The sequence below is a fragment of the Collimonas sp. genome (assembly GCF_035566375.1).
In the GTDB taxonomy this organism is placed as follows: domain Bacteria; phylum Pseudomonadota; class Gammaproteobacteria; order Burkholderiales; family Burkholderiaceae_D; genus Collimonas.
Genome location: NZ_DATMRK010000051.1, coordinates 116,973 through 137,862, shown reverse-complemented (window position 1 = coordinate 137,862; position 20,890 = coordinate 116,973). Strand labels below are relative to the sequence as shown.

Below are 20,890 nucleotides of genomic sequence, written 5' to 3'. Positions count from 1 at the left end.
CGCGAACTGAATCCTCGTTACGGCCTCAGTTCGACATTGAACGCCTCGCCGGTGGCAAAGAAGGCGCCGCCGGACAAATAGTGCAGCGAGCGCTGATCGTCCGCCGGAAAGTGCCAGCGGCCTGCCGAGAACGCCGCTGCATCGGCCCAGGCGGCGACCACCTCGGCGATAAACAGATCGTAGCGCTGCTGGTTATGCAACTCGGGAATCACCTTGCATTCGAGCCAGGCCAGGCAGCCTGATATCAGCGGTGCGGCAATTTTCTGCGATGGGAATGTCGCGATATCGAGTGCGGAAAATTTGTCGCCGTCACGTCCCGAGCTCGATCCTACCGCCAGCGTGGTTTCAGCCAGCGCCCGTGTCGGGATATTCAAGGCGAACTCGCCTGACGCTTCCACCAGTTCGCGGGTCAGGGTGCTGCTATCGATCACCAGCAAGATTTTAGGCGGATCGAAATCCAGCGGCATCGCCCACGCCGCCGCCATCACATTGCTGACGCCGGCGTGGGCGCTGGTGACGATGGTGGTGGGGCCGTGATTCAGCAGGCGATAGGCTTTGGCGAGTTCTACTGGCTGGATATTTTGCATCTGGCTTCCGATAGCGTTGCGATAGGCGCTTAGTCTATCGAGATATCGCATCCGCTGCAGCAGAGCTAACTGGGGTCAGAGTGAACTTTCTGCGCGCTTTTTGCAGAAACTTCACTCTGACCCCACTTAGCGGGCCACGGAGTAGCTACCTTATCGCTGCAGCAGGCCGCAGTAGGTAAGTCCAGCTACTGCGTCTTGGTCACCTTACTCAAATGCCTTGGCTGATCCGGATCCATGCCGCGCGCCACCGCCAGTTGCGCCGCCATCACATAGAAGGCCTGGATCGCTACGATCGGATCGAGATCCGGTGTGGCGGCGAGCGGCAGGGTCAGGTCGCGGGCGCTGATATCGTCCGGCGCCGCCAGCAATACCTTGGCGCCGCGGCCGCGCATTTCGTCGGCTAGTTTCAGCAAACCGGCCTGGGTCGGTCCACGGGTAGCAAAGATCAGCAGCGGATAACCTTCGTCGATCAAAGCCATCGGGCCATGCTTGATTTCGGCGCCGCTGAAGGCTTCGGCCTGGATCGCCGACGTTTCCTTGAACTTCAATGCCGATTCCAGCGCCAGCGGCAAGCTGATGCCGCGGCCGACCACCATGATGCGCGAAGAGGGCGCCAGCACTTCGATGGCGGCTGTCCAGTCAAGCTGGGTGGCGGCAGTCAGCGCTTGCGGCAAGGCGTCGATGGCGGCGAGGAAGGCGGCGTCGTCTTGCCAGTGCGCGGTGAGCCTGGCGGCGGCCACCAGGCTGGCGATAAAACTCTTGGTGGCGGCCACGCTGAGTTCGGCGCCGGCGTGCAAGGGCAAAGTCCATTCGGCGCTGTCAGCCAGCGGCGATGCGGCATCGTTGACCAAGGCGACCGTGGTGGCGCCGCTGTCGCGGAAATAACGGATAGGTTCGATCACGTCAGGGCTTTGGCCCGACTGTGAAATGGCAATCGCTAGTGCATCGCGCGCATGCAAGGGCGCTTTGTTCAGGGTCACCAGCGACAGCGGCAGCGAGGCGACGATGCGGCCCAGGCGCGCCATGATCAGGTAGGCGCAATAATTGGCGGCGTGGTCGGAACTGCCGCGCGCCACCGTCAGGATGCTCGATGGCGGCGCGGCTCGCAGGCGTTGCCCCAGCTCGGCGTAGCGGTCGCGCTCCTGGCTGAGCTGCAAGGCGACATATTCTGCCGCCGAGCGGGCTTCTTTAAGCATCAACGAGGTCAATTCTTTCTCCTTCAACATAGACGGCTTTGAGTTTGAGCTGGCGATCTAGCAGCAGGATGTCGGCGAAGCAGCCTACCTTGAGGCGGCCGCGCTCTTGCATCCCGAGATAGTCGGCGGGATAAGTGGAGACGCGCAGCGACGCCTCCGCCAGATCGAGCCCCAGCGACACCAGGTTGCGCAAGGCTTGATCCATGGTCAGGGTGCTGCCGGCCAGGGTGCCGTCGCCCAGGCGCACGCCGCCCAGGCATTTATGCACTACCTGGCGGCCCAGCATGTATTCGCCGTCCGGCATGCCGGAGGCGGCGGTGGAGTCGGTGACGCAATACAGGCGTGGAATCGCCCGCAGCGCGGTTTTGATAGCGCCCGGATGGACATGCAGCAGATCCGGAATCAGTTCGGCATATTCAGCATGGGCCAGGGCCGCACCAGCCATGCCCGGCTGGCGGTGATGAAATGAACTCATTGCGTTGAACAAATGGGTAAACCCGGCTGCGCCGTTTTTCAGGGCTGCCACGCCATCTTCATAAGTGCCGAGGGTATGGCCGATCTGGACCCGCATGCCGAGTTGCGACAAGGTTTTCACCAGCGCCATATGGCCATTGATTTCCGGCGCGATGGTGATCAGCTTCAATGGTGCAAAACTGCGCAGCCAGTCCACTTGTTCCAGGGTCGCAGCAATCGCAAAATCCGGTTGCGCGCCGAGCTTGCCGGGATTGATATAGGGACCCTCCAGATGTGCGCCCAGCACCCGCGCACTGCCTGCGCGGCGGCCGCGGCAGGCACGGCCGATCGCGCCCAGCGCGGCTTCCAGTTCTTTCAGCGGCGCGGTCATGGTGGTGGCCAGCATGCTGGTGGTGCCATGTTGCGCGTGCAAGCACGACACCACATGTACTGCATCACCGGCCTCCATGATGTCCTGGCCGCCGCCGCCGTGGACGTGCAAATCGATGAAACCGGGCAAGATGTAATCGCCGCTGTCCGGCGCCTGCTCCTGTGCCTCGCCGCTGATCTCGGTGATCATGTCGCTGAAGCCTATGCTGCCGGCGATCCAGCCGTCGCTAGTCAGGACATTTCCATGCAATTGCGTCATGCTGCTGCTCATAATGTGGCTCCTGCCGGCTCTGCCGCGAGCTGCTGCCGCAGCAGCAGCAGGGCGCCGATGGCGGCGTCAGCGCGCGGCGTGATTGCGCGTGATTTTAACGGTTCCGGCAGATAGGCTTGTAACGGGCCGGCGAGGCCGCCGCACAGGGCGATCGGCAATTGTTGCGAAGGATCGAGGGCGCTGGCGATCTGGCCGATTTCCTGGCCGGCCTTGCGCAAGATGGCAAGCGCCGCCTCATCCTGGCTGGCATGCGCCACCACCAGCGGCGCCAGTTGCGCAAAGATGCTTTGATTGGCGCTGGTGACCCAGGCCAGCACGCGCTCACGATTCTGGCTGGCGCTGAAGCTGTCGCCGCCGCCACAGAAACGGACGATGGCGCTGGCCAGCGGTCCTGCAGCCAGACGGCCATCGAGCACCCGTTCCACATGGTTGGCGGCGCGCAAGCCGATCCAGCCGCCGCTGGCTTCGTCACCGGTCATGAAACCCCAGCCGCCAACCTCGCTGCGGCTGCCGTCGCTGCGCAACACTTCGCCGACGCTGCCGGTGCCGATCGCCACTACCACGCCGGCTTGCCCCAGATGTGCGCCGAGCAGGGTGGTGAAAGCATCGGTGCCAATCGCCAGCGCACCGAAGCCTGGGTTTTGTTCGGTAAATTGCGCCGCCCACAGCGGGTTGTTGATGCCGGACAAACCGCAGCCGGCGGCGATCGCCTGATACGGCGGGCGGCTGACGCCGGCAGTCTGGAAGGCGTTGTCGAGCGCCGTGACGATGGCGCACCAGGCCTTGCTGGTGCCATGCATCAGCGCCGACGGTCCGCTGTTGCCGTCGGCGACATGGCTGCCATCCGGGCGTTCGACGCGGATGTGGGTTTTAGTGCCGCCGCCATCGACGCCGATCAGATATTCATACGCTGTTTTCAATTCAACTCCCACGCCTTTTCAAAGGCGCATAGTGTATCTAATTCTGAAGCTCTATTACTTGCGAAATACCGCATTGGGATCTGCATAATTATTGCTTGGATGAAATCATATTTCCCGGTTTCAGCCTTGCCAACGCCAGCCCCCTGGCGTCGAACACATGGAAAGCGCAGCTGGGCGCTGACAGGGTAACGCCGTCGCCGATATGCACCGGGTTGTTGCCGTCGCCGCGCACCAGCAGGTCCTGGCCATCCTGCAGCGTGACGTAGATAAAGTTGGCTTCGCCCAGGTGCTCGACGATGCTGACCTTGCCGCTGAATACCTCCCCACTATGCGCGTTTTCCAGGATATGTTCAGGCCGCAGCCCGACCGTGACAGCATCACCGGCCTTGGCGCTGCCGGCGGCGACGTCGGCGCGGATTTCCTGGCCGCTGCTGAGTTTGATCCGCAGACAGTCAGCTTCGGTCGCGGTTATCGTACCGTTGAACAGGTTCATCTTCGGCGAGCCGATAAAGGTTGCAACGAACAGGTTTTGCGGGCGCTGGTACAGTTCCAGCGGTGAACCGGCCTGCTGGATATAACCGTCGTTCATCACCACGATCTTATCGCCCAGGGTCATGGCTTCGACCTGATCGTGGGTGACGTAGACGATGGTTGCTTCCAGCTGTTTATGCAGCTTGGCGATTTCGAGCCTGGTCTGGACCCGCAATGCTGCATCCAGGTTGGACAGCGGTTCGTCAAACAGGAACAGCTTCGGCTTGCGCACGATGGCGCGGCCGATAGCCACACGCTGGCGCTGGCCACCCGACAGCTCGCGCGGCAATCTATCCAGCAGGTGATCGATTTTCAGGATGCCGGCGGCGTGGCGGATGCGCTGATCGATGGCGGCCTTGTCGGCGCCGGCAATCTTCAGGCCAAAGGCCATGTTCTTGTAGACGGTCATGTGCGGATACAGGGCATAGCTCTGGAACACCATCGCAATGCCGCGTTCGGCCGGCGGCAAATGATTGACCACTTGGTCGCCAATCGACAATTCGCCGCTGGTGATCGATTCCAGCCCGCACAGCATGCGCAGCAGGGTCGATTTGCCGCAGCCGGAAGGGCCGACCAGCACCACGAATTCGCCATCCTTGATTTCCAGGTTGAGATCGGCCAGCACGTTCTGCTTGCCGTCATACGATTTGGTAATTTGTTTAACGCTTACGTTTGCCATGGTATGTCTCGTTGTTTTACTTGATTTTTTACTTAACTGCGCCAGAAGTCAGGCCGCGGATCAATTGCCGGGAGAATATGACGTACATGATCAGGATCGGGATCACCGCCAGCGACAGCGCGGCCAATACCGAATTCCAGTCAGTCACATACTGGCCGATGAATTGCTGGACGCCGAGAGTGACGGTCTTGGTTTCATCCGACGGCGCCAGGATCAACGGGAACCACAAGTCGTTCCAGGCCGGGATCATGGTGAATACCGCCACTGTGGCAATTGCCGGGCGGATCAGCGGCAGGATGATCTGGAAGAAGATCTTGAATTCACCAACGCCGTCGCAGCGCGCCGCATCTTTCAGTTCCTTGGGAATCTGGCGGATGAATTCGGACAGGATCATCACCGCCAGCGGCAAGCCTTGCGCGGTGTACACCAGGATCAGTGCGGTACGGGTGTTGATCAGATCCAGGCTGACGACCAGTTGCAGGATGGAGACGGTGCCAAGCCGGATCGGGATCATGATGCCCAGCGCCAGATACAGCGCCATCAGGCGGTTGCCGCGGAATTTGTATTCCGACAAGGCCCAGCCGGCCATGGCGCCGAACAGCACGATTAGCAGCAGGGAACCAAGCGTGACCGCCAGGCTGTTGCCGAAATACAGCATGAAATTGGTGTTGTGCAAAACCTTTTCAAAGCCGATCAGGGAAAACGTCTCCGGCGTTGGAAACGCCAGCGGATTATCGAAGATGGCGTCGCGCGACTTGATCGAATTGATCAGGATCAGGGCAATCGGAAACAGTGCAATCACGGCATAGGCGCACAGAACGATATGCACCCAGATGCGGCCAAGATTGGTAAACCGGCCAGGGCGCACCACCGGCGCCGAGGTGGCAGCCGCAGCGGAAGAGAGCGAGGAAATGGATGTCATGAGAGGTCCTCGTTACAGTTCGTAGCGTGTCAGCTTGCGCTGCACGAAATAGAAATAGCTGGCGACGCCGAGCAGAATCACCAGGAACATCAGGGTGGCTACCGCAGCGCCCATGGTCGGGCTGCCGATTTGTGCCTGGTAGCCGAAGAAAGTGCGGTAGAAGAAGGTGCCCAGGATGTCGGTGGTGTAATTAGGGCCGGCCAGTGCGCCCTTGACCGAATAGATCAGGTCGAAGGCGTTGAAGTTGGCGACAAAAGTCAGGATGGTTACCAGGCCCAGTGTCGGCAAAATCAGCGGCAATTTGATTTGCCAGAAAATCCGGAACGAACTGGCGCCTTCGGCATAGGCCGCTTCCAGCACTTCCTCAGGCACTGCGAGCAAGGCGGCATAGATCAGCATCATCGGAATGCCGACATATTGCCAGACCGATATCAGGCCCAGCGTCAGCAGCGCAGTGGTCTCTTGCCCCAGCCACGGCGCAAAATAATCGCCCAGGCCGACATGCGTCATCAAGCCTTCGCCGACACCCCACAGCGGCGACAGGATCAACTGCCAGATAAAGCCGATGATTACCACCGACAACAGGGTCGGCAGGAAAATCAGCGTGCGGTAGGTGCGGGCGCCACGCAGGCCTTTGAGGCTGAACAGGGTGGCTAGCAACAGGCCGATCGGATTTTGCAGCAGCATGTGAATCGCGAAAAATTTCACGTTATTCAACATGGCGTTCCAGAAAGCCTTGGACCAGTCCGAATCGAACAGGATGGTGTGGTAATTGGCGAGGCCGACGAAGCTGTGGACGCCGGCGTCGTTGCTGGTATAAAAGCCCAAGCGCAAGGTATCCAGCAAAGGCAGTGCGCTGAACATGGAATAGATGATGACCGCTGGCGCCAGGAATATCACGATGTGCCAGGGGAATGTCTTTTTTTGAAGATTCATTCGGGTTTTCGGTGATTGCATAGAATGCGAGGCCCGCCGCGGGCAGGATGAGGCACGGGGGAGATCGTGCTTTTCATCCTGGCGCCGCCGAGCGGACCATGAAAACGAACGTGACAGCGGCTTATGTTTTTACTGCAATGCCGCTGGCCACGGGCTTGCCCAGTGAGTGACAAGCCTTGGCTGCTATGCTGCCTGTCAGGCCTGTTGCCGGGCTTAACACACGGGACAGAATCAATCTTAGACTCTTCCCCGCTTAACGGACAGCAGTGCTTGATATGCTACTTATTGTTGCGGCTTATACCACTTGGCGAACCCGGTCTGGATTTGCGCCGCAGCTTCCTTAGGCGCCAGCTTGCCATTCAGCACCTGGGCATTCACGTTCCACAACTGGTTTTCCATGCTCGGTTCGCCGCGGTTGAGGATTTGCGCGTTGAGGCGAATCGTCGACGAACAGGATTTGCGCCAGTCGATCATTTGCTTGGCAACCGGATCCTTGACCGAGATCAGGTGATCCGACAGCGAGAAGAAGCCAGTAACTTTATTGGTATAGATGTCAGCAAATTCTTGCGAGCCAAGCCAGGCCAGGAACTTGTATGCGTCTTCCTTGTTCTTGGATTTCTTGTTGACGCCCATGCCGATATCGTTGTGATCGGAGATATAGCATTTGTCGCCGGCTTTCGGCACCGGCGGCGGGAAGGCGCCCATTTCGAATTTGGCGTTGGTGTTGAAATAGGCGATATCCCAGGAGCCGGTCGGATAGATCGCGGCCTTGCCCAGAGCGAACTGGTTCTGGCTGTCGCCGTAGGTTTGCGAGCTGGCGCCCTTGGACAGGTATTTGCCCAGTTTTGCTTCGTATTCAAAGGCGTTGACGAAATTAGGATCGGTGAATTTTTCCTTGCCGGCGATCAGTGCTTTGCGGCCTTCTTCACCCTTCCAGTAGTTCGGTCCGATGCCGGTAAACACCACCTGGCTGGATTCCCATTGGTCTGCGGTGCCCAGCGCCAGCGGCGTGTATTTGCCGCTACTCTTGACGGTGTCCAGCACTTTGAAGAATTCAGCTTCGGTTTTTGGCGGTTGCAGGTTCAGCTCTTTGAAGATTTTCTGGTTGTACAGGAAGCCGTGCATCACCGATGCGATCGGCATGCAGAAAGTGTCTTTGCCGTCATCGGTCTGCCATGCGGTCTTGGCGGAAGCAGGGAAGTGTTCCATGCCTGGTTTGCCGTCCAGCTTTTCCAGGTTTCCTTTTTTGTACAAAGACAGCGAGACATCGAAAGGGCGGCAAGCGATCAGGTCGCCTGCGGTGCCGCCGGCCAGGCGCGCGGTCAGGCTGGAGTCGTATTCGGTAGGGGCGGTAGGCGAGAATTTGACTTCAATCCCGGGATTTTTTTTCTGGAATGCCGGAATCAGCACGGTTTCCCATAGGGTCTTGTCGTCAACCCGCCAGCTTTCAATTGTCAGTGTGCCGGCTTGTGCCGTGCCGAAGGTCGCCAGGGCGATCAGTACGGCATTGCGGATGGTGCGAATTCGGTTGATGGATTGCATCAAAGTCTCCTGTTGGGTTTTTATCGGATTTGTGCGGTTCTCTGTAAAGCTTGAGGCCTATCAAACCGCCGCGCACAGACATTAGCACCATAAAAATTGTGTTGCCATCTTCCTTGTGAATAGCCTGTGCAATTTGCTTAAGGCATTGATTTTATTGGGAAAGCGTGAATTTTCAGATTTTTGCGGATTACATATCTTTACAGCGCCGCCAGCAAATAATCAGCGTTTCATTGGTGCGGACGGCGCCTGCGGACCAAATGCGGCTTCAGTCAGTATAGATAAAATTACGAATATTTACGTTTCTTTACAAAACGAGAAGAGCGCTAACGTCGCTAACGTTAGGCAGCGGACTTGCGCTATAGTCACACGCGATGTGGGAGACCAAGTGTTTATAAAAATATCAACAAGGCGCACGATGATTGATAAGCGACACGCGAATGACCGGGGTGGCTTGCCAACCTGGGTGACAGGGGGGCGTAGCTGGTTCGTACTATTGGTGTTTGGCTGTCTGCTTAGTTTGCTTCTTAGTTTATTTATTAAATACGCGATCAATAGCGCCGACGCCGCCACCGTGACGTCAATCCCAAATCAAAATCAACCGCCAGCGGCATTGCAAGTGGTGCACTGGTGGACCTCGGCCGGCGAGCGCAAGGCGGTTGATGTGCTGGCAAGCAAACTTGCCGAAGAAAATATTCAATGGCGTGACGCCGCCATTCCCGGCGGCGCCGGCCTGGGCGCCAGCAAGGTGCTCAAGAGCATGGTGCTGGCCGGTAAAGCCCCCGAGGCCACCCAGCTGAACGGAATTGTATTTGGCGAGTGGGCCGATCTCGGTTTGCTGCTGGAGCTGGATGATGTCGCCACCCCGGGCGGCTGGCAAAAGCTGCTGTTTCCCACGGTCTGGTCGCTGGTGCATAACCGCGGCCATGTGGTGGCGGCGCCGCTGGGCATTCATCGCATCAATAATCTGTTCTACAACAAGAAGATCTTCGACCGGCTCGGTCTGACGGCTCCCAGGACCTGGGCCGAATTCGAGCGTGTGGCGGAAAAACTCAAACAGGCCGGCGTCACTCCGCTGGCGCAAAGCAGCGAAGCCTGGCAAGTCGCCACCTTGTTTGAAACGCTGGTGCTGGCCGAAAGCGGCCCGGCCTATTACCGTTCTCTGTTTGTCGATTTGAGCCCCGGCGCATTCGGCGATACCCGCATGACGCATGCCCTGCAGCGCTTGCGGGCGCTCAAGGCGTGGATGGCGCAGCCGGTCAAGGAGCGGCCTTGGCCGGAAATGACGCGCCAGCTGGCCGATGGCGACGCCGCCATGTTCGTCATGGGCGACTGGGCCAAGGGCGAGTTGCTGGCATGGGGTTTGACTACCGATCAGGAATTTTCCTGTGCCGCAGTGCCTGGCACCGCGGACTATCATTTGTACAGCGTCGACACCCTGGCCATGTTCGCCGGCGACTATTCGCATCAGCCGGCGCAGGAAAAACTGGCGCAGCTGATCATGTCGCAGCCGGTGCAAAGCGCTTACAATCAGGCCAAGGGTGCGATCTCGGTGTGGCGCTCTCCGGCATTATCGAAAATGGATAGTTGCGCGCGTTCCTCGTGGAGCGCGTTCAGCAAAGGAAGCGCATTTCAGGCGCCGAGCCTGGTGCATCGGATGGCCGCCGACGAAACTGCGAAAGACGCCATCGTGGCCGAAGTACATCGTTATTTTGTGGATGACAAGATGAGCGAGAGCGATATCCAGCGCCGGTTGGTCAGCATCGCCCGGTCTTTGTCGAAAACAGGAAAGCAGGAATAGTTGATGCGCAAGATATTGATTGTTGATGACGACCAGAAAACCCGGACGCTGTTAAAAGCCTACCTGGAAAAGAATCAGTATGAAGTGCGCCTGGCGCATAACGGCGAAGCGTTTCTGGCCGAGTTCCAGCGCTATGCGGATGAATTGTCGCTGGTGATCCTGGACGTGATGCTGCCGGATACCGATGGCTTTGCCCTTTGCAAAACGGTGCGGCGCCGTTCCAATGTGCCGATCATCATGCTCACCGCCAGTTCCGATGAAACCGATCGGGTGGTCGGTCTCGAACTTGGCGCCGACGACTATATCGCCAAGCCCTACAGCCCGCGTGAACTGCTGGCGCGCATCAAAGCCATCCATCGCCGTAGCGGCATAGACAGTGCGGTAGCGCCGCGCTACTACCGCTTTGTCGGTTTTACGCTGGATACGGTAGAGCGTACCCTGAGCGACCCGGAAGGCCAGTTGGTGGCGCTCACCGGCCTCGATTATCAATTGCTGAAATACTTTGTCGAACATCCGGGCGATGTGCTCGATCGCGGCGTGCTATGCGAAGAAACCCGCGGCCGCGATGTCGGCCCACTGGACCGTTCGCTGGATGTGCAGATCAGCAAACTGCGCTTGCGCTTGAACGATGGCGGCAAAGATCCTCATCTGATCAAAACGGTGCGCGGCGCCGGTTATGTCTTCTCTGCCGATGTGGCCGTTTCTCAAACCTGAGCGCAAATCTGAGCGCAAACCTGAGTCCGTGCCCGCGCGTAGCTGGTCGGCCTGGTATAACCAGCTGCTGTCCTGGCTGCTGCCGCATACGCTGCTGGGCCGGCTGTCGGTAGTGATGGTGTTCGGCGTGCTGGTGACCCAGCTGGCCGGCGGCTTGATCTGGTCGGCGCAATTGCGCAGCAAGGCCGAAATCGAAACCAAGACGGCGGCTCAGCATCTGGCGCATAGTGCGGCCAGCGCGATCCGTTTTTTCATGAGCTTGCCGGCAAATTACCGGCCGATCCTGATCCAGCAATTGCGTGAAATGGGTGGCACCCGTTTTTTTGTGAACACCAACGACGGCCCGGTGACGATCCGCCAGATTGCCGATAATCCTCTGGCCAATATGGCGCTGGCCGATATTGGCGCTACCCTGAAAACCGACCTGCCTTTTCTACCCGGATTCCGCCTGGCGTTTGCCTGGCCCGACGATCTGATGGTGTCGCCGCAAGGTTTGCAAGTCGCGGATTTGCCGGACAGCTGGGTTCAGCATACGCTGCTGATCAAACCGAATCCGGCGCCGGTGCTGGTGATCCAGACCGAGCTTGAACCCGGCAACTGGTTATACCTGGCGGCGCTTATGCCGAATCCTTATTTCCTCGATAGCGATAATCCTCTGTCGCCGGAGCGCCTGCTGTTGCAAGGCGTGTCACTGGCCACGGTGCTGCTGCTATCGATTCTGGTAGTGCGCTGGACCACGCGCCCGCTGGCGGCGCTGTCGGACGCCGCCGAAGCCTTCGGCAAAGGCGAGGCCGCGCCTGAATTGCCGGAAACCGGCAGCCGCGAATTTATCAAGACTGCGCGCGCTTTCCGGGCCATGCGTGAACGCATCAAACGCTATCTGGACGATCGCGAGCGTTTGTTTGTCTCCATTTCACATGATTTGCGCACGCCCATCACACGCTTGAAACTGCGCAGCGAGTTGCTCGACGACGAGCAGCTGCGCAGCGAATTCCATGAAGATCTGGACGAGCTCGACATGATGGTGAAAGGCGCTTTGCAATCGGTCAAGGATAGCGATATCCATGAAAACCGTACCGAGGTGCGGCTCGACGCCCTGATCTTGCGCATGATACGGGACGCCCGCATGGCGGGGCACGAGGTGGCGTTCAGCGAATCCGGACTGACAGTGATGGCCAAGCCGCTGGCGCTCAAGCGCGCTATCGGCAATCTGTTTGACAACGCTTTGCATTACGGTGAAAAAGTCGAGATCGCGGTCAGCGCGATTGCTGGCGAATCGGGCCAGGAAATCCAGATCCAGATTCGCGATCATGGCCCGGGTGTGCCTGAAGAGGCCTTGCACAGTTTGTTCGATCCATACACCCGGCTGGAGCACGGCCGCGACCAGAATGCCGGCGGCATGGGATTGGGTTTGGGTATCGCACGCAATATCGTGCAAGCGCATGGCGGTGAGCTGCGGCTGCACAACCATGCCGATGGCGGCCTGGTGGCTACCATCGTCTTGCCTGCCAGTTAGCTTACAAGCCGAAGCTATAGTTTTTTGCCACATGCAAAGCTGCTTCGCGCAGGTCGTGGCCCAATTCGGAACGGATGCCGCCGCTTGGGTAGGCGAGCACATATTTGTAATTGATGTCGGCCTTGAAGGGGCGGGTGACAACGCCGTGCGGACGCCAGATCTTGGCCGCAAACGGCTCTACGATGGCGACCCCGAAACCATTCGCAACCATAGCGTAGCGGGTATGCGAGGTGTGCGTCTGAATCGTGTAATTGGGGCGGATCGCAGCCGACTTCAGGGTCGATAGTTCACGGTCATAGGATTGCGCGCTGTTAGGCATCCAGCCGATCACGTTTTCGCCGTCAAGGTCTTCCGGCAGGATGATTTCCTTTTGCGCCAAGGGATGGGTCGCCAGCATCGCACATAGCACGGATGCTTCCATGATCGGTTCCACTTCGATGCCGGCGAACGGTGGAAACGCCAGGCTCAGCGCCATGTCAACCTTGAGATCTTGCAGGCTGACCAGGATCTCGGGTACGGTGCAACTGTCGATCTTGACCGAGACATCGGGGTGCTGTTTAAAGAAGCGCTGCAGCACCTCAGGCAGCAGAGTGGTGGACAGCACCGGCAGGCAGGCAATCGTGAGACCTTCCGGCGCTTCATGGCGAATGTTGCCGGCCACCTGCATCAGCCGTTCCAGCCCCAGAAAATTTTCTTCTACCGCTTTGTAAAAACGGACTCCGGCGTTGGTCGGTTCGAGCCGGCCTTTGGCGCGGTTGAACAGGCGAAAACCGAGGTCTGCCTCTAAATCGGCAATCAAGCGGCTGATTGCCGGCTGTGTCACATGCATGCGGCGGGCGGCCGAGACACTGGTGCCGGAAATCATCAGTGAGCGGAAAGCCTCGATTTGTCTGAATCGGATCATGGTTTTATATCATTGCAGGGTGCTGTCTCGCGGGCGCATAAAGTTGAAATAGGCGGCTATAAAAAACGACTATAACAATCAGCTATGGTACATACGAATTTGTGAGTGGACATGATATTCCATTCTTGTGACACTGTCTGCACTGAAGACGTTGCTGAGATTGTCAACAGTGATAGCGTCACCGAATTTTAAGTTGAACAACAGTTCAGTGAAAGCTCAGGCAGACCCGCTCTGCTTTTGACTGCTTTTGAGAAAACGATTTCTGGTTATGTTCCAGATTTGCCCACAAGGCGCCCTGCATTAAGAGATTTCGAGGCCCTCACAAGGTGGCTTTCGGATCCTGGGGTTACACCAGGCCCACCAAATAATCAGGGTCGCGACTCCATCGATCTGTATTTCTTCTGCTTTGCCTCTCGTCTATTTGTCCCTCGCCTATTTCCCCGCGCCTCGGTTTTACCATTTCTGATTTTCATCAGCGAATGAAATAGCCTGAAACTTTCCAGCTACCGTCCTTCTCGCGCATAGGCGTCACCGTTTCGATCGCCGATTTTTTATTTTCGAATTGCGTCTCGTATTGGATCACCACATATTCACCGTCGGGTGCGCTGGGCAGGGTGGTTGCATATTCCGTGCTTTTGAGTTCGCGTGCTTTGACCGCGCCAAGCGGCGCTCTGAGTGAGCGGATGCCGGTTTCCCAGGTGTTTTTTGCGATGCCGGTCTTGAAGAATGTACCGGCACGCTCCCAGCTCTCGCCGTACTTGCCGGAATCGGTCAGCTTGATCCAGGTAGTGGCCGCAGTTGTGGCTTCCTTGATGAGCTCGGCTGGCGGGTCCGCAGCGAAGCTGGGTGTCGCGGATGTCAGCAGTGCGGCGGTGACTAGTGTCAGTATGGTTTTCATTTTCCTTGCCCCTGGATGAACTTCTGCTGCGGATTGTGCTGAATTTGCTGCCTTGTCACGACCTGATTGGAAATACGATCAAATCATAGGGGTTGAGGCGGCGATTTGCAATGCGGGCGGGTTTGCTGTGCCTAGCGTCAGTACCTGGCCTCAGTTGGCAAAAGCCGCTATGCCGGTTTGCGCCCGGCCCAGGATCAGCGCATGCACGTCATGTGTTCCTTCGTAGGTATTCACCACTTCCAGATTCACCAGATGGCGGATCACGCCGAATTCGTCGGAAATGCCGTTGCCGCCCAGCATGTCGCGCGCAACACGGGCGATGGCTAGCGCCTTGCCGCAGGAATTGCGTTTCATGATGGAAGTGATTTCGACTGCCGCCGTGCCTTCGTCTTTCATGCGCCCTAGCCGCAAGCAGCCTTGCAACGCCATCGTGATCTCGGTTTGCATGTCGACCAGTTTTACCTGCACTAGCTGGTTAGCAGCCAGCGGCCGGCCGAACTGTTTGCGATCCAGCGTGTATTGACGCGCCGTATGCCAGCAGGATTCGGCGGCGCCCAGCGCGCCCCAGGCGATCCCGTAGCGTGCCGAATTGAGGCAGGTGAACGGGCCTTTCAAGCCACGCACATCGGGGAAAGCATTTTCCTCGGGGCAGAACACCTGGTCCATCACGATCTCGCCGGTGATCGAGGTGCGCAAGCCGACTTTGCCGTGGATCACCGGAGTCGACAAACCTGGCCAGCCTTTTTCAAGCACGAAGCCGCGGATGGCTCCTTCATCGTCCTTGGCCCAGACCACGAACACATCGGCGATCGGACTGTTGGTGATCCACATCTTGGCGCCGGAAATCGCATAGCCGCCATCGACCTTGCGGGCCCGGGTTTCCATGCCGCCGGGATCGGAGCCATGATTCGGTTCGGTCAAACCGAAGCAGCCGATAAATTCGCCGCTGGCCAGTTTAGGTAGGTATTTTCGTTTAGTGGCTGGATTGCCGAATTCGAAAATCGGCAGCATCACCAACGAGCTTTGCACGCTCATCATGGAGCGGTAACCGGAATCGACGCGTTCGATTTCGCGGGCGATCAAGCCATAGCTGACGTAATTCAGGCCAGCGCCGCCGTATTCTTCCGGGATGGTGGCGCCAAGCATGCCGAGCGCACCCATTTCGCGGAAAATTTCAACATCGGTTTGTTCATTACGGAACGACATCAATACCCGCGACGCCAGTTTCTCTTGCGCGTAAGCGGCGGCGCTGTCGCGCACCATACGTTCTTCACCGCTGAGTTGCTGCTCCAATAAAAGCGGATCGTCCCAGTGAAAGCTGGCGTGTGATGATGACATTCGTTTTCTCCAAAATTTTTGCGATCTAGCTAGGCAACAGGTAGATGTTAGCTTTGCAATTCGCTTTACCGTTTGAGGCGATCGTACTAAAGTTCTGTACTTGGGTTGTTGCCATCTTACCCGAAGCAAAATACTCTGGGCCGGGCAGCTGCGCCGCACTTTCGCTGTCGGGCCAGCTCGCATAATTACAACAATATTGATATCACAGGAGGCCATCATGAAATTCGACCAAGGCAAGGGCGCATCCAGCCGCCGGAAATTCTTGCAGCATGCCGGGTTTGCCGCAGGTGCGCTGGCGCTGGCGCCGCTGCGCAGCGTTGCCGCTGCCGCCGTCACCACCGCCAGCATACCGGTGGAAAACGGCGAGCGCGATCTGATCGCTTATCCGCAAAAACGTCCGCTGCTGCGGATCACGACGCGTCCGCCGCATCTTGAAACGCCGTTCAGCGTGTTCAACGAAGGGCCGCTTACTGCGAATGATGCATTTTTCGTGCGCTACCACCTGGCGAATATTCCGACCTCGATTGACGCCGACACCTATCGATTAAGAATCAGCGGCCGGGTCGAGCGCGAGCTGTCGCTGTCGCTGGCCGAACTGAAGGCGATTGCGCCTGCGGTCGAAGTGGTGGCGGTCAACCAATGTTCAGGCAACAGCCGCGCCTTCTCGAAGCCGCGCGTATTTGGCGCACAGCTCGGCAACGGTTCGATGGGAAATGCGCGTTGGGTCGGCGTGCCTTTGAAGGCCGTGCTGGAACACGCCGGCGTAATGGCTGAAGCCAGGCAGGTGAGTTTCAAGGGCCTGGACCAGCCGGTGCTGCCGACCACGCCGGAATTCATCAAGGCGCTCGATATCGATCACGCCCTCAGCGCCGAGCCGATCATCGCCTGGTCCATGAACGGAACCGATATTCCTTTCCTGAACGGCTATCCGATCAAATTGATCGTGCCCGGTTATTTCGGCACATATTGGGTCAAGCACCTGAATCAGATCGAGGTCCTGGATCACGTCTACGACGGTTTCTTCATGGCGACGGCGTACCGGGTTCCCGACAACGATTGCCAATGCGTGCCAGCCGCAACCGCGCCCGGAAAAACGCGGCCGATTTCGCGTTTGAAAACGCGCTCTTTTATCACCAGCCTGCATGACGGTTCAATTGTCCATGCCGGGCGCCGGACCGAACTGAAAGGGATTGCATTCGATGGTGGCAGCGGTATCAAGGCTGTGGATATTTCAGAAGACGGCGGCCAGACATGGAAGGAGGCGGTGCTGGGCAAGGATCTCGGAAAGTATTCTTTTCGCGAATGGCGTTTCGGTTTCACGCCAGCGCGCAAGGGCGAGTTGCAATTGATGGTGAGGGCGACTGCGCAGAGCGGCGAAATACAGCCGCTTGAAGCCACCTGGAATCCGGCGGGTTATGCGCGCAACGTGATTGAAACCACAAAAATAAGCGTTGCTTAGGAGATCGCGATGAACAACGTAAAAACAATGGTTGCCAGCATTCTCCTGGGCGCAGTCTGGCTTGCCGCGAATGCGTCGGCAGCGCCCTTGAGTATTACGCTGCCGCAGGAAACGGCCCAGCTCAAGCCTTCCACTCATCCGGGTTACGTGATCGCCACGCAGATGTGCGCGATCTGTCATTCCGCCGACTACATCAACCAGCAGCCCGGCAAGATGAGCCTGACGCAATGGACTGCCGAAGTAGCGAAGATGCAGCACGCATATGGTGCGCCGTTGAGCGATGACCAAGTCAAGCAGATTGGAGAATACCTGGCGATCACCTATGGCTCTGAAAAGCCGGCAGCAGCACCGTAAGCTGCGCCGGCTCTAAGTCTCGATCGCCGGTTACGCTTCAGTCAACGCCGGGTAGTCGGTATACCCATGTTCACCCACACCGCCATACAACGGCGCATCGGCAAACGGCACGTTCAGCGGCAGGTTGTGTTGCAAGCGATAGACCAGATCCGGGTTGGTGATGAAGGCGCGGCCGAAGGCAACCAGATCGGCATGGCCGCTGGCAATGGCTTGGCGCGCCATGATGCGGTCGTAGCCGTTGTTCACCAGCCAGGCGCCGTCAAAGCGCTGATGCAGTGCTTCGTAATCGAACGGCGCGTTATCGCGCGGGCCGCCGGTGTGGCCTTCGACCACGTGCAGATAAGCCAGGCCGAACTGGTTGAGTTGTTCCACCACATAATTGAACAGCGGCTGCGGCTGGCTTTCGCTGGAATCGTTGACCGGCGATACCGGCGACAGGCGCACGCCGACCCGGCCGCCGCCGATTTCAGCAGTAGTAGCCGCTACCACTTCCAGCAACAGGCGGGCGCGGTTTTCTATGCTGCCGCCGTAGTTGTCGCTGCGATGATTGGAACCGTCGCGCAGGAAGCTGTCGAGCAGATAGCCGTGCGCGCCGTGAATTTCAATGCCGTCAAAACCGGCTTCGAGAGCGCGTCTTGCAGTCTGGCGGAAATCGTCGACCACACCTGGAATATCGGCCAAGGCCAGTTCGCGCGGTACTGAAGTGTCGACAAAACCTTCGCCGACCACAAAGGTCTTGGCGTCGGCGCGGATCGCCGATGGCGCCACCGGCGCTTTGCGCTCCGGCTGGAACGATACATGCGACATGCGGCCGGTATGCCAGATCTGCACCACGATGCGGCCGCCTTTTGCGTGCACGGCGTCGGTGATTTTTTTCCAGGCGGCGACCTGTTCCGGCGTATGCAGGCCAGGGGTGTTGGCGTAACCCTGGGCCTGGGCTGAAACCTGGGTCGCCTCGGTAACGATCAGGCCGGCACTGGCGCGTTGGGCGTAATACTTCAGATTCAATTCATTGGGGACGTTGCCTTCACCCGCGCGGTTGCGGGTCAGGGGCGCCATCACAATCCGGTTGGAGAGTTCGATGTCGCCGATGCGGGCTGGTTGAAACAGGCTGTCTTCGGTACGGGTTTCCTGGGTGCGGCTCATGTGCATTCCTTCGTGAATAAATCGCTGTTAAGCGAGTGGTGGTTTGACTTGCTGCTTGATTTGTTACTGCTAAAAACTGCAAAACAGGTCGATAAATGACCGGTCGTCTTGAATTCTGTTTTAAAAAAATTTACATTTATCTGCTCCGTCGGCAGTGCAAAACCTGATGGAGCAGGGCGGCGAATAAACACTACGGCAGAAAAAAATCATTGAACATCAAATCGACGCAGGCGCGCACCGGCGCCGTCGAGCGCTCGATTTTCATGCGCAGCAAAGCGCCTTCCCATGCGTTCCAGAAGAAATCCGTCAACTGCTCCGCGCTCAGATCGGTACGTACCGAGCCGTCGGCCTGGGCTTTGCGCAAATAGCTGCTGAAGCGCTTGTGCCAACCGCTGACCACTTGTTGCAGGGTAAGACGGCAGAGCTCGCTGGATTCCGACATCTCTGCCGCAAAATTGCCCAGCAGGCAGCCGGATTTGACTGTGCATTGTTCGTGGTAACTGATGATCTGTTCATAGCTGTTTTGCAGCGCGGCCAGCGGCTGCTGCGGTCCTTCGGCTAAACTGGCCGACCACTTTTCTGCAAAGCCGGCCGAGTAGTGCGAGATGACCGCCGCGCCGAAATCTTCCTTGCTCTTGAAGTAGTTGTAAAACGACCCCTTGGGGACGCCAGCGGCATCAACGATTTCCTTGATGCCGGTGCCGTTGTAACCTTGATCCGCGAACAGCTTGAGCCCGGTTTCGAGCAGGGTTGCGCGGGTATCGATAGAAGTGTGGACTTTATTCATTTCGCCATTATACGACCAGTCGTCTCAAATTGCTTGGCGTTGAAAAATAATGATTTATTGATATTTTTATCGTGCTCGGAAATCCCCTTGGAAAAGCCGCAGATTGAGCCCTAGCCAGATCTTGTTTTACCTATGAGCATCCGGCAATTTAATTTGTGACGGCAGGCAAATGCAGCCCGTGTTACTGCTATCATTTGGTTAATGTTCCCATCAGGAACGATTCGTCCCGCGCTTACTTATCCAGTTTGATCGCTTTCAGAGAGTTGCATCATTTTTAACGCATTCCGTCAATTTTTCACACGCAAGCTATCGGCCGACCCGATGCTGCGCCATCACGATTTTCGCCGCTTCTGGCTGACTACCGTTCTCGCCAGCTTTGGCGAACAGATCAGCAGCCTGGCGATACCGCTCACTGCCGTACTTCTGCTGCAAGCGACCCCGGCCCAGATGGGTACCCTGATCGCGCTGCAGACTTTGCCGTTCGCGCTGTTTTCCTTGCCTGTCGGCGTCTGGCTGGACCGGCGCAGCAAGTATCCGGTGCTGTTGTGGTCGGAATTCCTGTTCGGCGTGGTGCTGATGGTGATCCCGCTCAGCTACTGGCTGGGTTTGCTGAGCATGCATGTGCTATACGCGGTCGGTTTTCTGATGGGAATCGGCTTTGTGATAGGCGGCAGCGCTTCCCAAGTGTTTTTGGCGCAGCTGGTCGGGCGCGAGCATTTGCTGGATGCGCAAGGCAAGTTTGCCGCAACCGATTCCATGGCGCGCCTGGTCGGCCCCGGCATCGCCGGCATGCTGGTGCAGTTGCTGACGGCGCCGGTGGCGGTACTGGTCGATGCGCTCGGGTTCATGGCGTCATCGTGGAATCTGCGTTATCTGCGCAAGCGGGATGGCTATCCCGCGCCGTCTGACCGCCATCCTTTTCGCGATATGCTGGACGGCATCAAGATGGTCAGAAATCATGAAGTGCTGTGGGCGCTGGCCTGGGGCACAGCCTTGTGGCAGGTGTTGTTCAACGGTTACCTGGCCTTGCAGATTTTGTTCGCGACCCATCAGCTGGGCATGTCGCCGGGCGTGTTGGGCGCAGCGCAAACGCTAGGCGGCCTGGGAGTGCTGGCCAGTTCCATCCTGCTCAAGCCGCTCTCCAGAAAATTCGGCAGCGGCCGCACGATCCTGATCGGCCTCGGCGGCACGGGCGCGGCCTGGCTGTTGCTGGCGATGATTCCGGCGAACCTGTTTGGTTCGCCGCTGCTGAGCGCTTTGGCGTATGGCGTGGTGGTGTTCGTGTTCGATTGCAGCGCCATGCTGTATTTCATGCCTTACCTGGCGCTGCGGCTGAAACTGACGCCGGATGCTTATCACGGCCGCATGGTGTCGACCATGCGTTTCATGACAGTGGCGGCGGCGCCGCTAGGTGCTTTGTCGGCCGGCTGGATTGCCGAGCACCTGGGTGTGCGCAGCGGCTTGATTGCTATCGCGGCGGGCGGCAGCCTGCTGACTTTTGGTTTGCTGAAGACTTCGCCGTTGCGCGATATCAGAGATTAAAGTCAAG

The 20,890-nt window shown here is 58.2% G+C and carries 19 protein-coding genes; 6 read left to right on the top strand and 13 right to left on the bottom strand.

Annotated elements, in window-relative coordinates:
• Nucleotides 1-17 precede the first annotated feature (17 nt).
• The 8 genes from VNZ60_RS17320 to VNZ60_RS17285 all read right to left on the bottom strand — a co-directional run bounded on the left by VNZ60_RS17320 (nt 18) and on the right by VNZ60_RS17285 (nt 8,427).
• Complete coding sequence (locus VNZ60_RS17320; protein WP_325661270.1) at nt 18-587, bottom strand: flavin reductase family protein; 570 nt, start codon at nt 585-587, stop codon at nt 18-20.
• 185 nt (nt 588-772) lie between these two features.
• Nucleotides 773-1,795 carry an SIS domain-containing protein gene (locus VNZ60_RS17315; RefSeq protein WP_325661268.1) on the bottom strand — a complete coding sequence of 341 codons (1,023 nt, stop codon included), beginning with the start codon at nt 1,793-1,795 and terminating at the stop codon, nt 773-775.
• Nucleotides 1,776-2,897, bottom strand: coding sequence for an N-acetylglucosamine-6-phosphate deacetylase (gene nagA / locus VNZ60_RS17310; protein ID WP_325661266.1), 1,122 nt, complete (start codon nt 2,895-2,897; stop codon nt 1,776-1,778). Before nagA ends, VNZ60_RS17315 begins: the two co-directional genes overlap by 20 nt.
• A complete protein-coding gene (locus tag VNZ60_RS17305; protein ID WP_325661265.1) occupies nt 2,894-3,817 on the bottom strand; it encodes a glucosamine kinase nucleotide-binding domain-containing protein in 924 nt (307 codons plus the stop codon). Before VNZ60_RS17305 ends, nagA begins: the two co-directional genes overlap by 4 nt.
• Nucleotides 3,818-3,905: 88 nt before the next feature.
• Nucleotides 3,906-5,027 (bottom strand): ABC transporter ATP-binding protein, encoded by a 1,122-nt coding sequence (locus VNZ60_RS17300; RefSeq protein ID WP_325661263.1) that lies wholly within the window; start codon nt 5,025-5,027, stop codon nt 3,906-3,908.
• Nucleotides 5,028-5,055: 28 nt separating this feature from the next.
• On the bottom strand, nt 5,056-5,949 hold the full coding sequence (locus VNZ60_RS17295; protein WP_325661261.1) for a carbohydrate ABC transporter permease: 894 nt from the start codon (nt 5,947-5,949) through the stop codon (nt 5,056-5,058).
• Nucleotides 5,950-5,961: 12 nt separating this feature from the next.
• Entirely contained in the window at nt 5,962-6,885 is a 924-nt protein-coding gene (locus tag VNZ60_RS17290) for a carbohydrate ABC transporter permease (RefSeq protein WP_325661259.1), read from the bottom strand.
• A 282-nt stretch (nt 6,886-7,167) separates the two neighbouring features.
• Nucleotides 7,168-8,427, bottom strand: a complete 1,260-nt coding sequence (locus VNZ60_RS17285; RefSeq protein ID WP_325661257.1) for an ABC transporter substrate-binding protein — start codon at nt 8,425-8,427, stop codon at nt 7,168-7,170.
• A 385-nt stretch (nt 8,428-8,812) separates the two neighbouring features.
• Between VNZ60_RS17285 and VNZ60_RS17280 the strand changes: the two genes are divergently transcribed.
• The 3 genes from VNZ60_RS17280 to VNZ60_RS17270 all read left to right on the top strand — a co-directional run bounded on the left by VNZ60_RS17280 (nt 8,813) and on the right by VNZ60_RS17270 (nt 12,455).
• Complete coding sequence (locus VNZ60_RS17280) at nt 8,813-10,225, top strand: ABC transporter substrate-binding protein (protein ID WP_325661255.1); 1,413 nt, start codon at nt 8,813-8,815, stop codon at nt 10,223-10,225.
• On the top strand, nt 10,226-10,939 hold the full coding sequence (locus tag VNZ60_RS17275; protein WP_325661253.1) for a response regulator transcription factor: 714 nt from the start codon (nt 10,226-10,228) through the stop codon (nt 10,937-10,939).
• A gap of 115 nt (nt 10,940-11,054) precedes the next feature.
• On the top strand, nt 11,055-12,455 hold the full coding sequence (locus VNZ60_RS17270; protein WP_325661320.1) for an ATP-binding protein: 1,401 nt from the start codon (nt 11,055-11,057) through the stop codon (nt 12,453-12,455).
• Nucleotide 12,456: 1 nt separating this feature from the next.
• Here the strand turns inward: VNZ60_RS17270 and VNZ60_RS17265 are convergent, their stop codons facing one another.
• The 3 genes from VNZ60_RS17265 to VNZ60_RS17255 form a co-directional block, all read right to left on the bottom strand.
• Nucleotides 12,457-13,359 carry a LysR substrate-binding domain-containing protein gene (locus VNZ60_RS17265; RefSeq protein ID WP_325661251.1) on the bottom strand — a complete coding sequence of 301 codons (903 nt, stop codon included), beginning with the start codon at nt 13,357-13,359 and terminating at the stop codon, nt 12,457-12,459.
• Between the two features lie 472 nt (nt 13,360-13,831).
• Nucleotides 13,832-14,257: a DUF4019 domain-containing protein gene (locus VNZ60_RS17260; RefSeq protein WP_325661249.1), complete on the bottom strand. Its 426-nt coding sequence runs from the start codon at nt 14,255-14,257 to the stop codon at nt 13,832-13,834.
• 150 nt (nt 14,258-14,407) lie between these two features.
• Nucleotides 14,408-15,595, bottom strand: a complete 1,188-nt coding sequence (locus tag VNZ60_RS17255) for an acyl-CoA dehydrogenase (protein ID WP_325661247.1) — start codon at nt 15,593-15,595, stop codon at nt 14,408-14,410.
• Between the two features lie 217 nt (nt 15,596-15,812).
• On the opposite strand from VNZ60_RS17255, the gene sorA reads away from it, so the two are divergent.
• On the top strand, nt 15,813-17,054 hold the full coding sequence (gene sorA, locus VNZ60_RS17250; protein ID WP_325661245.1) for a SorA family sulfite dehydrogenase catalytic subunit: 1,242 nt from the start codon (nt 15,813-15,815) through the stop codon (nt 17,052-17,054).
• 9 nt (nt 17,055-17,063) lie between these two features.
• Nucleotides 17,064-17,408 (top strand): SorB family sulfite dehydrogenase c-type cytochrome subunit, encoded by a 345-nt coding sequence (gene sorB / locus VNZ60_RS17245; protein WP_325661243.1) that lies wholly within the window; start codon nt 17,064-17,066, stop codon nt 17,406-17,408.
• 30 nt (nt 17,409-17,438) lie between these two features.
• On the opposite strand, the gene VNZ60_RS17240 is transcribed toward sorB, so the two are convergent.
• Together VNZ60_RS17240 and VNZ60_RS17235 are read right to left on the bottom strand one after the other, a co-directional pair.
• Nucleotides 17,439-18,554: an alkene reductase gene (locus VNZ60_RS17240; RefSeq protein WP_414648879.1), complete on the bottom strand. Its 1,116-nt coding sequence runs from the start codon at nt 18,552-18,554 to the stop codon at nt 17,439-17,441.
• Nucleotides 18,555-18,744: 190 nt separating this feature from the next.
• Complete coding sequence (locus VNZ60_RS17235) at nt 18,745-19,341, bottom strand: TetR/AcrR family transcriptional regulator (RefSeq protein ID WP_325661239.1); 597 nt, start codon at nt 19,339-19,341, stop codon at nt 18,745-18,747.
• A 321-nt stretch (nt 19,342-19,662) separates the two neighbouring features.
• Here VNZ60_RS17235 and VNZ60_RS17230 point away from each other — a divergent pair, with 321 nt between their 5' ends.
• Complete coding sequence (locus tag VNZ60_RS17230; RefSeq protein ID WP_325661237.1) at nt 19,663-20,883, top strand: MFS transporter; 1,221 nt, start codon at nt 19,663-19,665, stop codon at nt 20,881-20,883.
• The last annotated feature ends 7 nt before the right edge of the window (nt 20,884-20,890 follow it).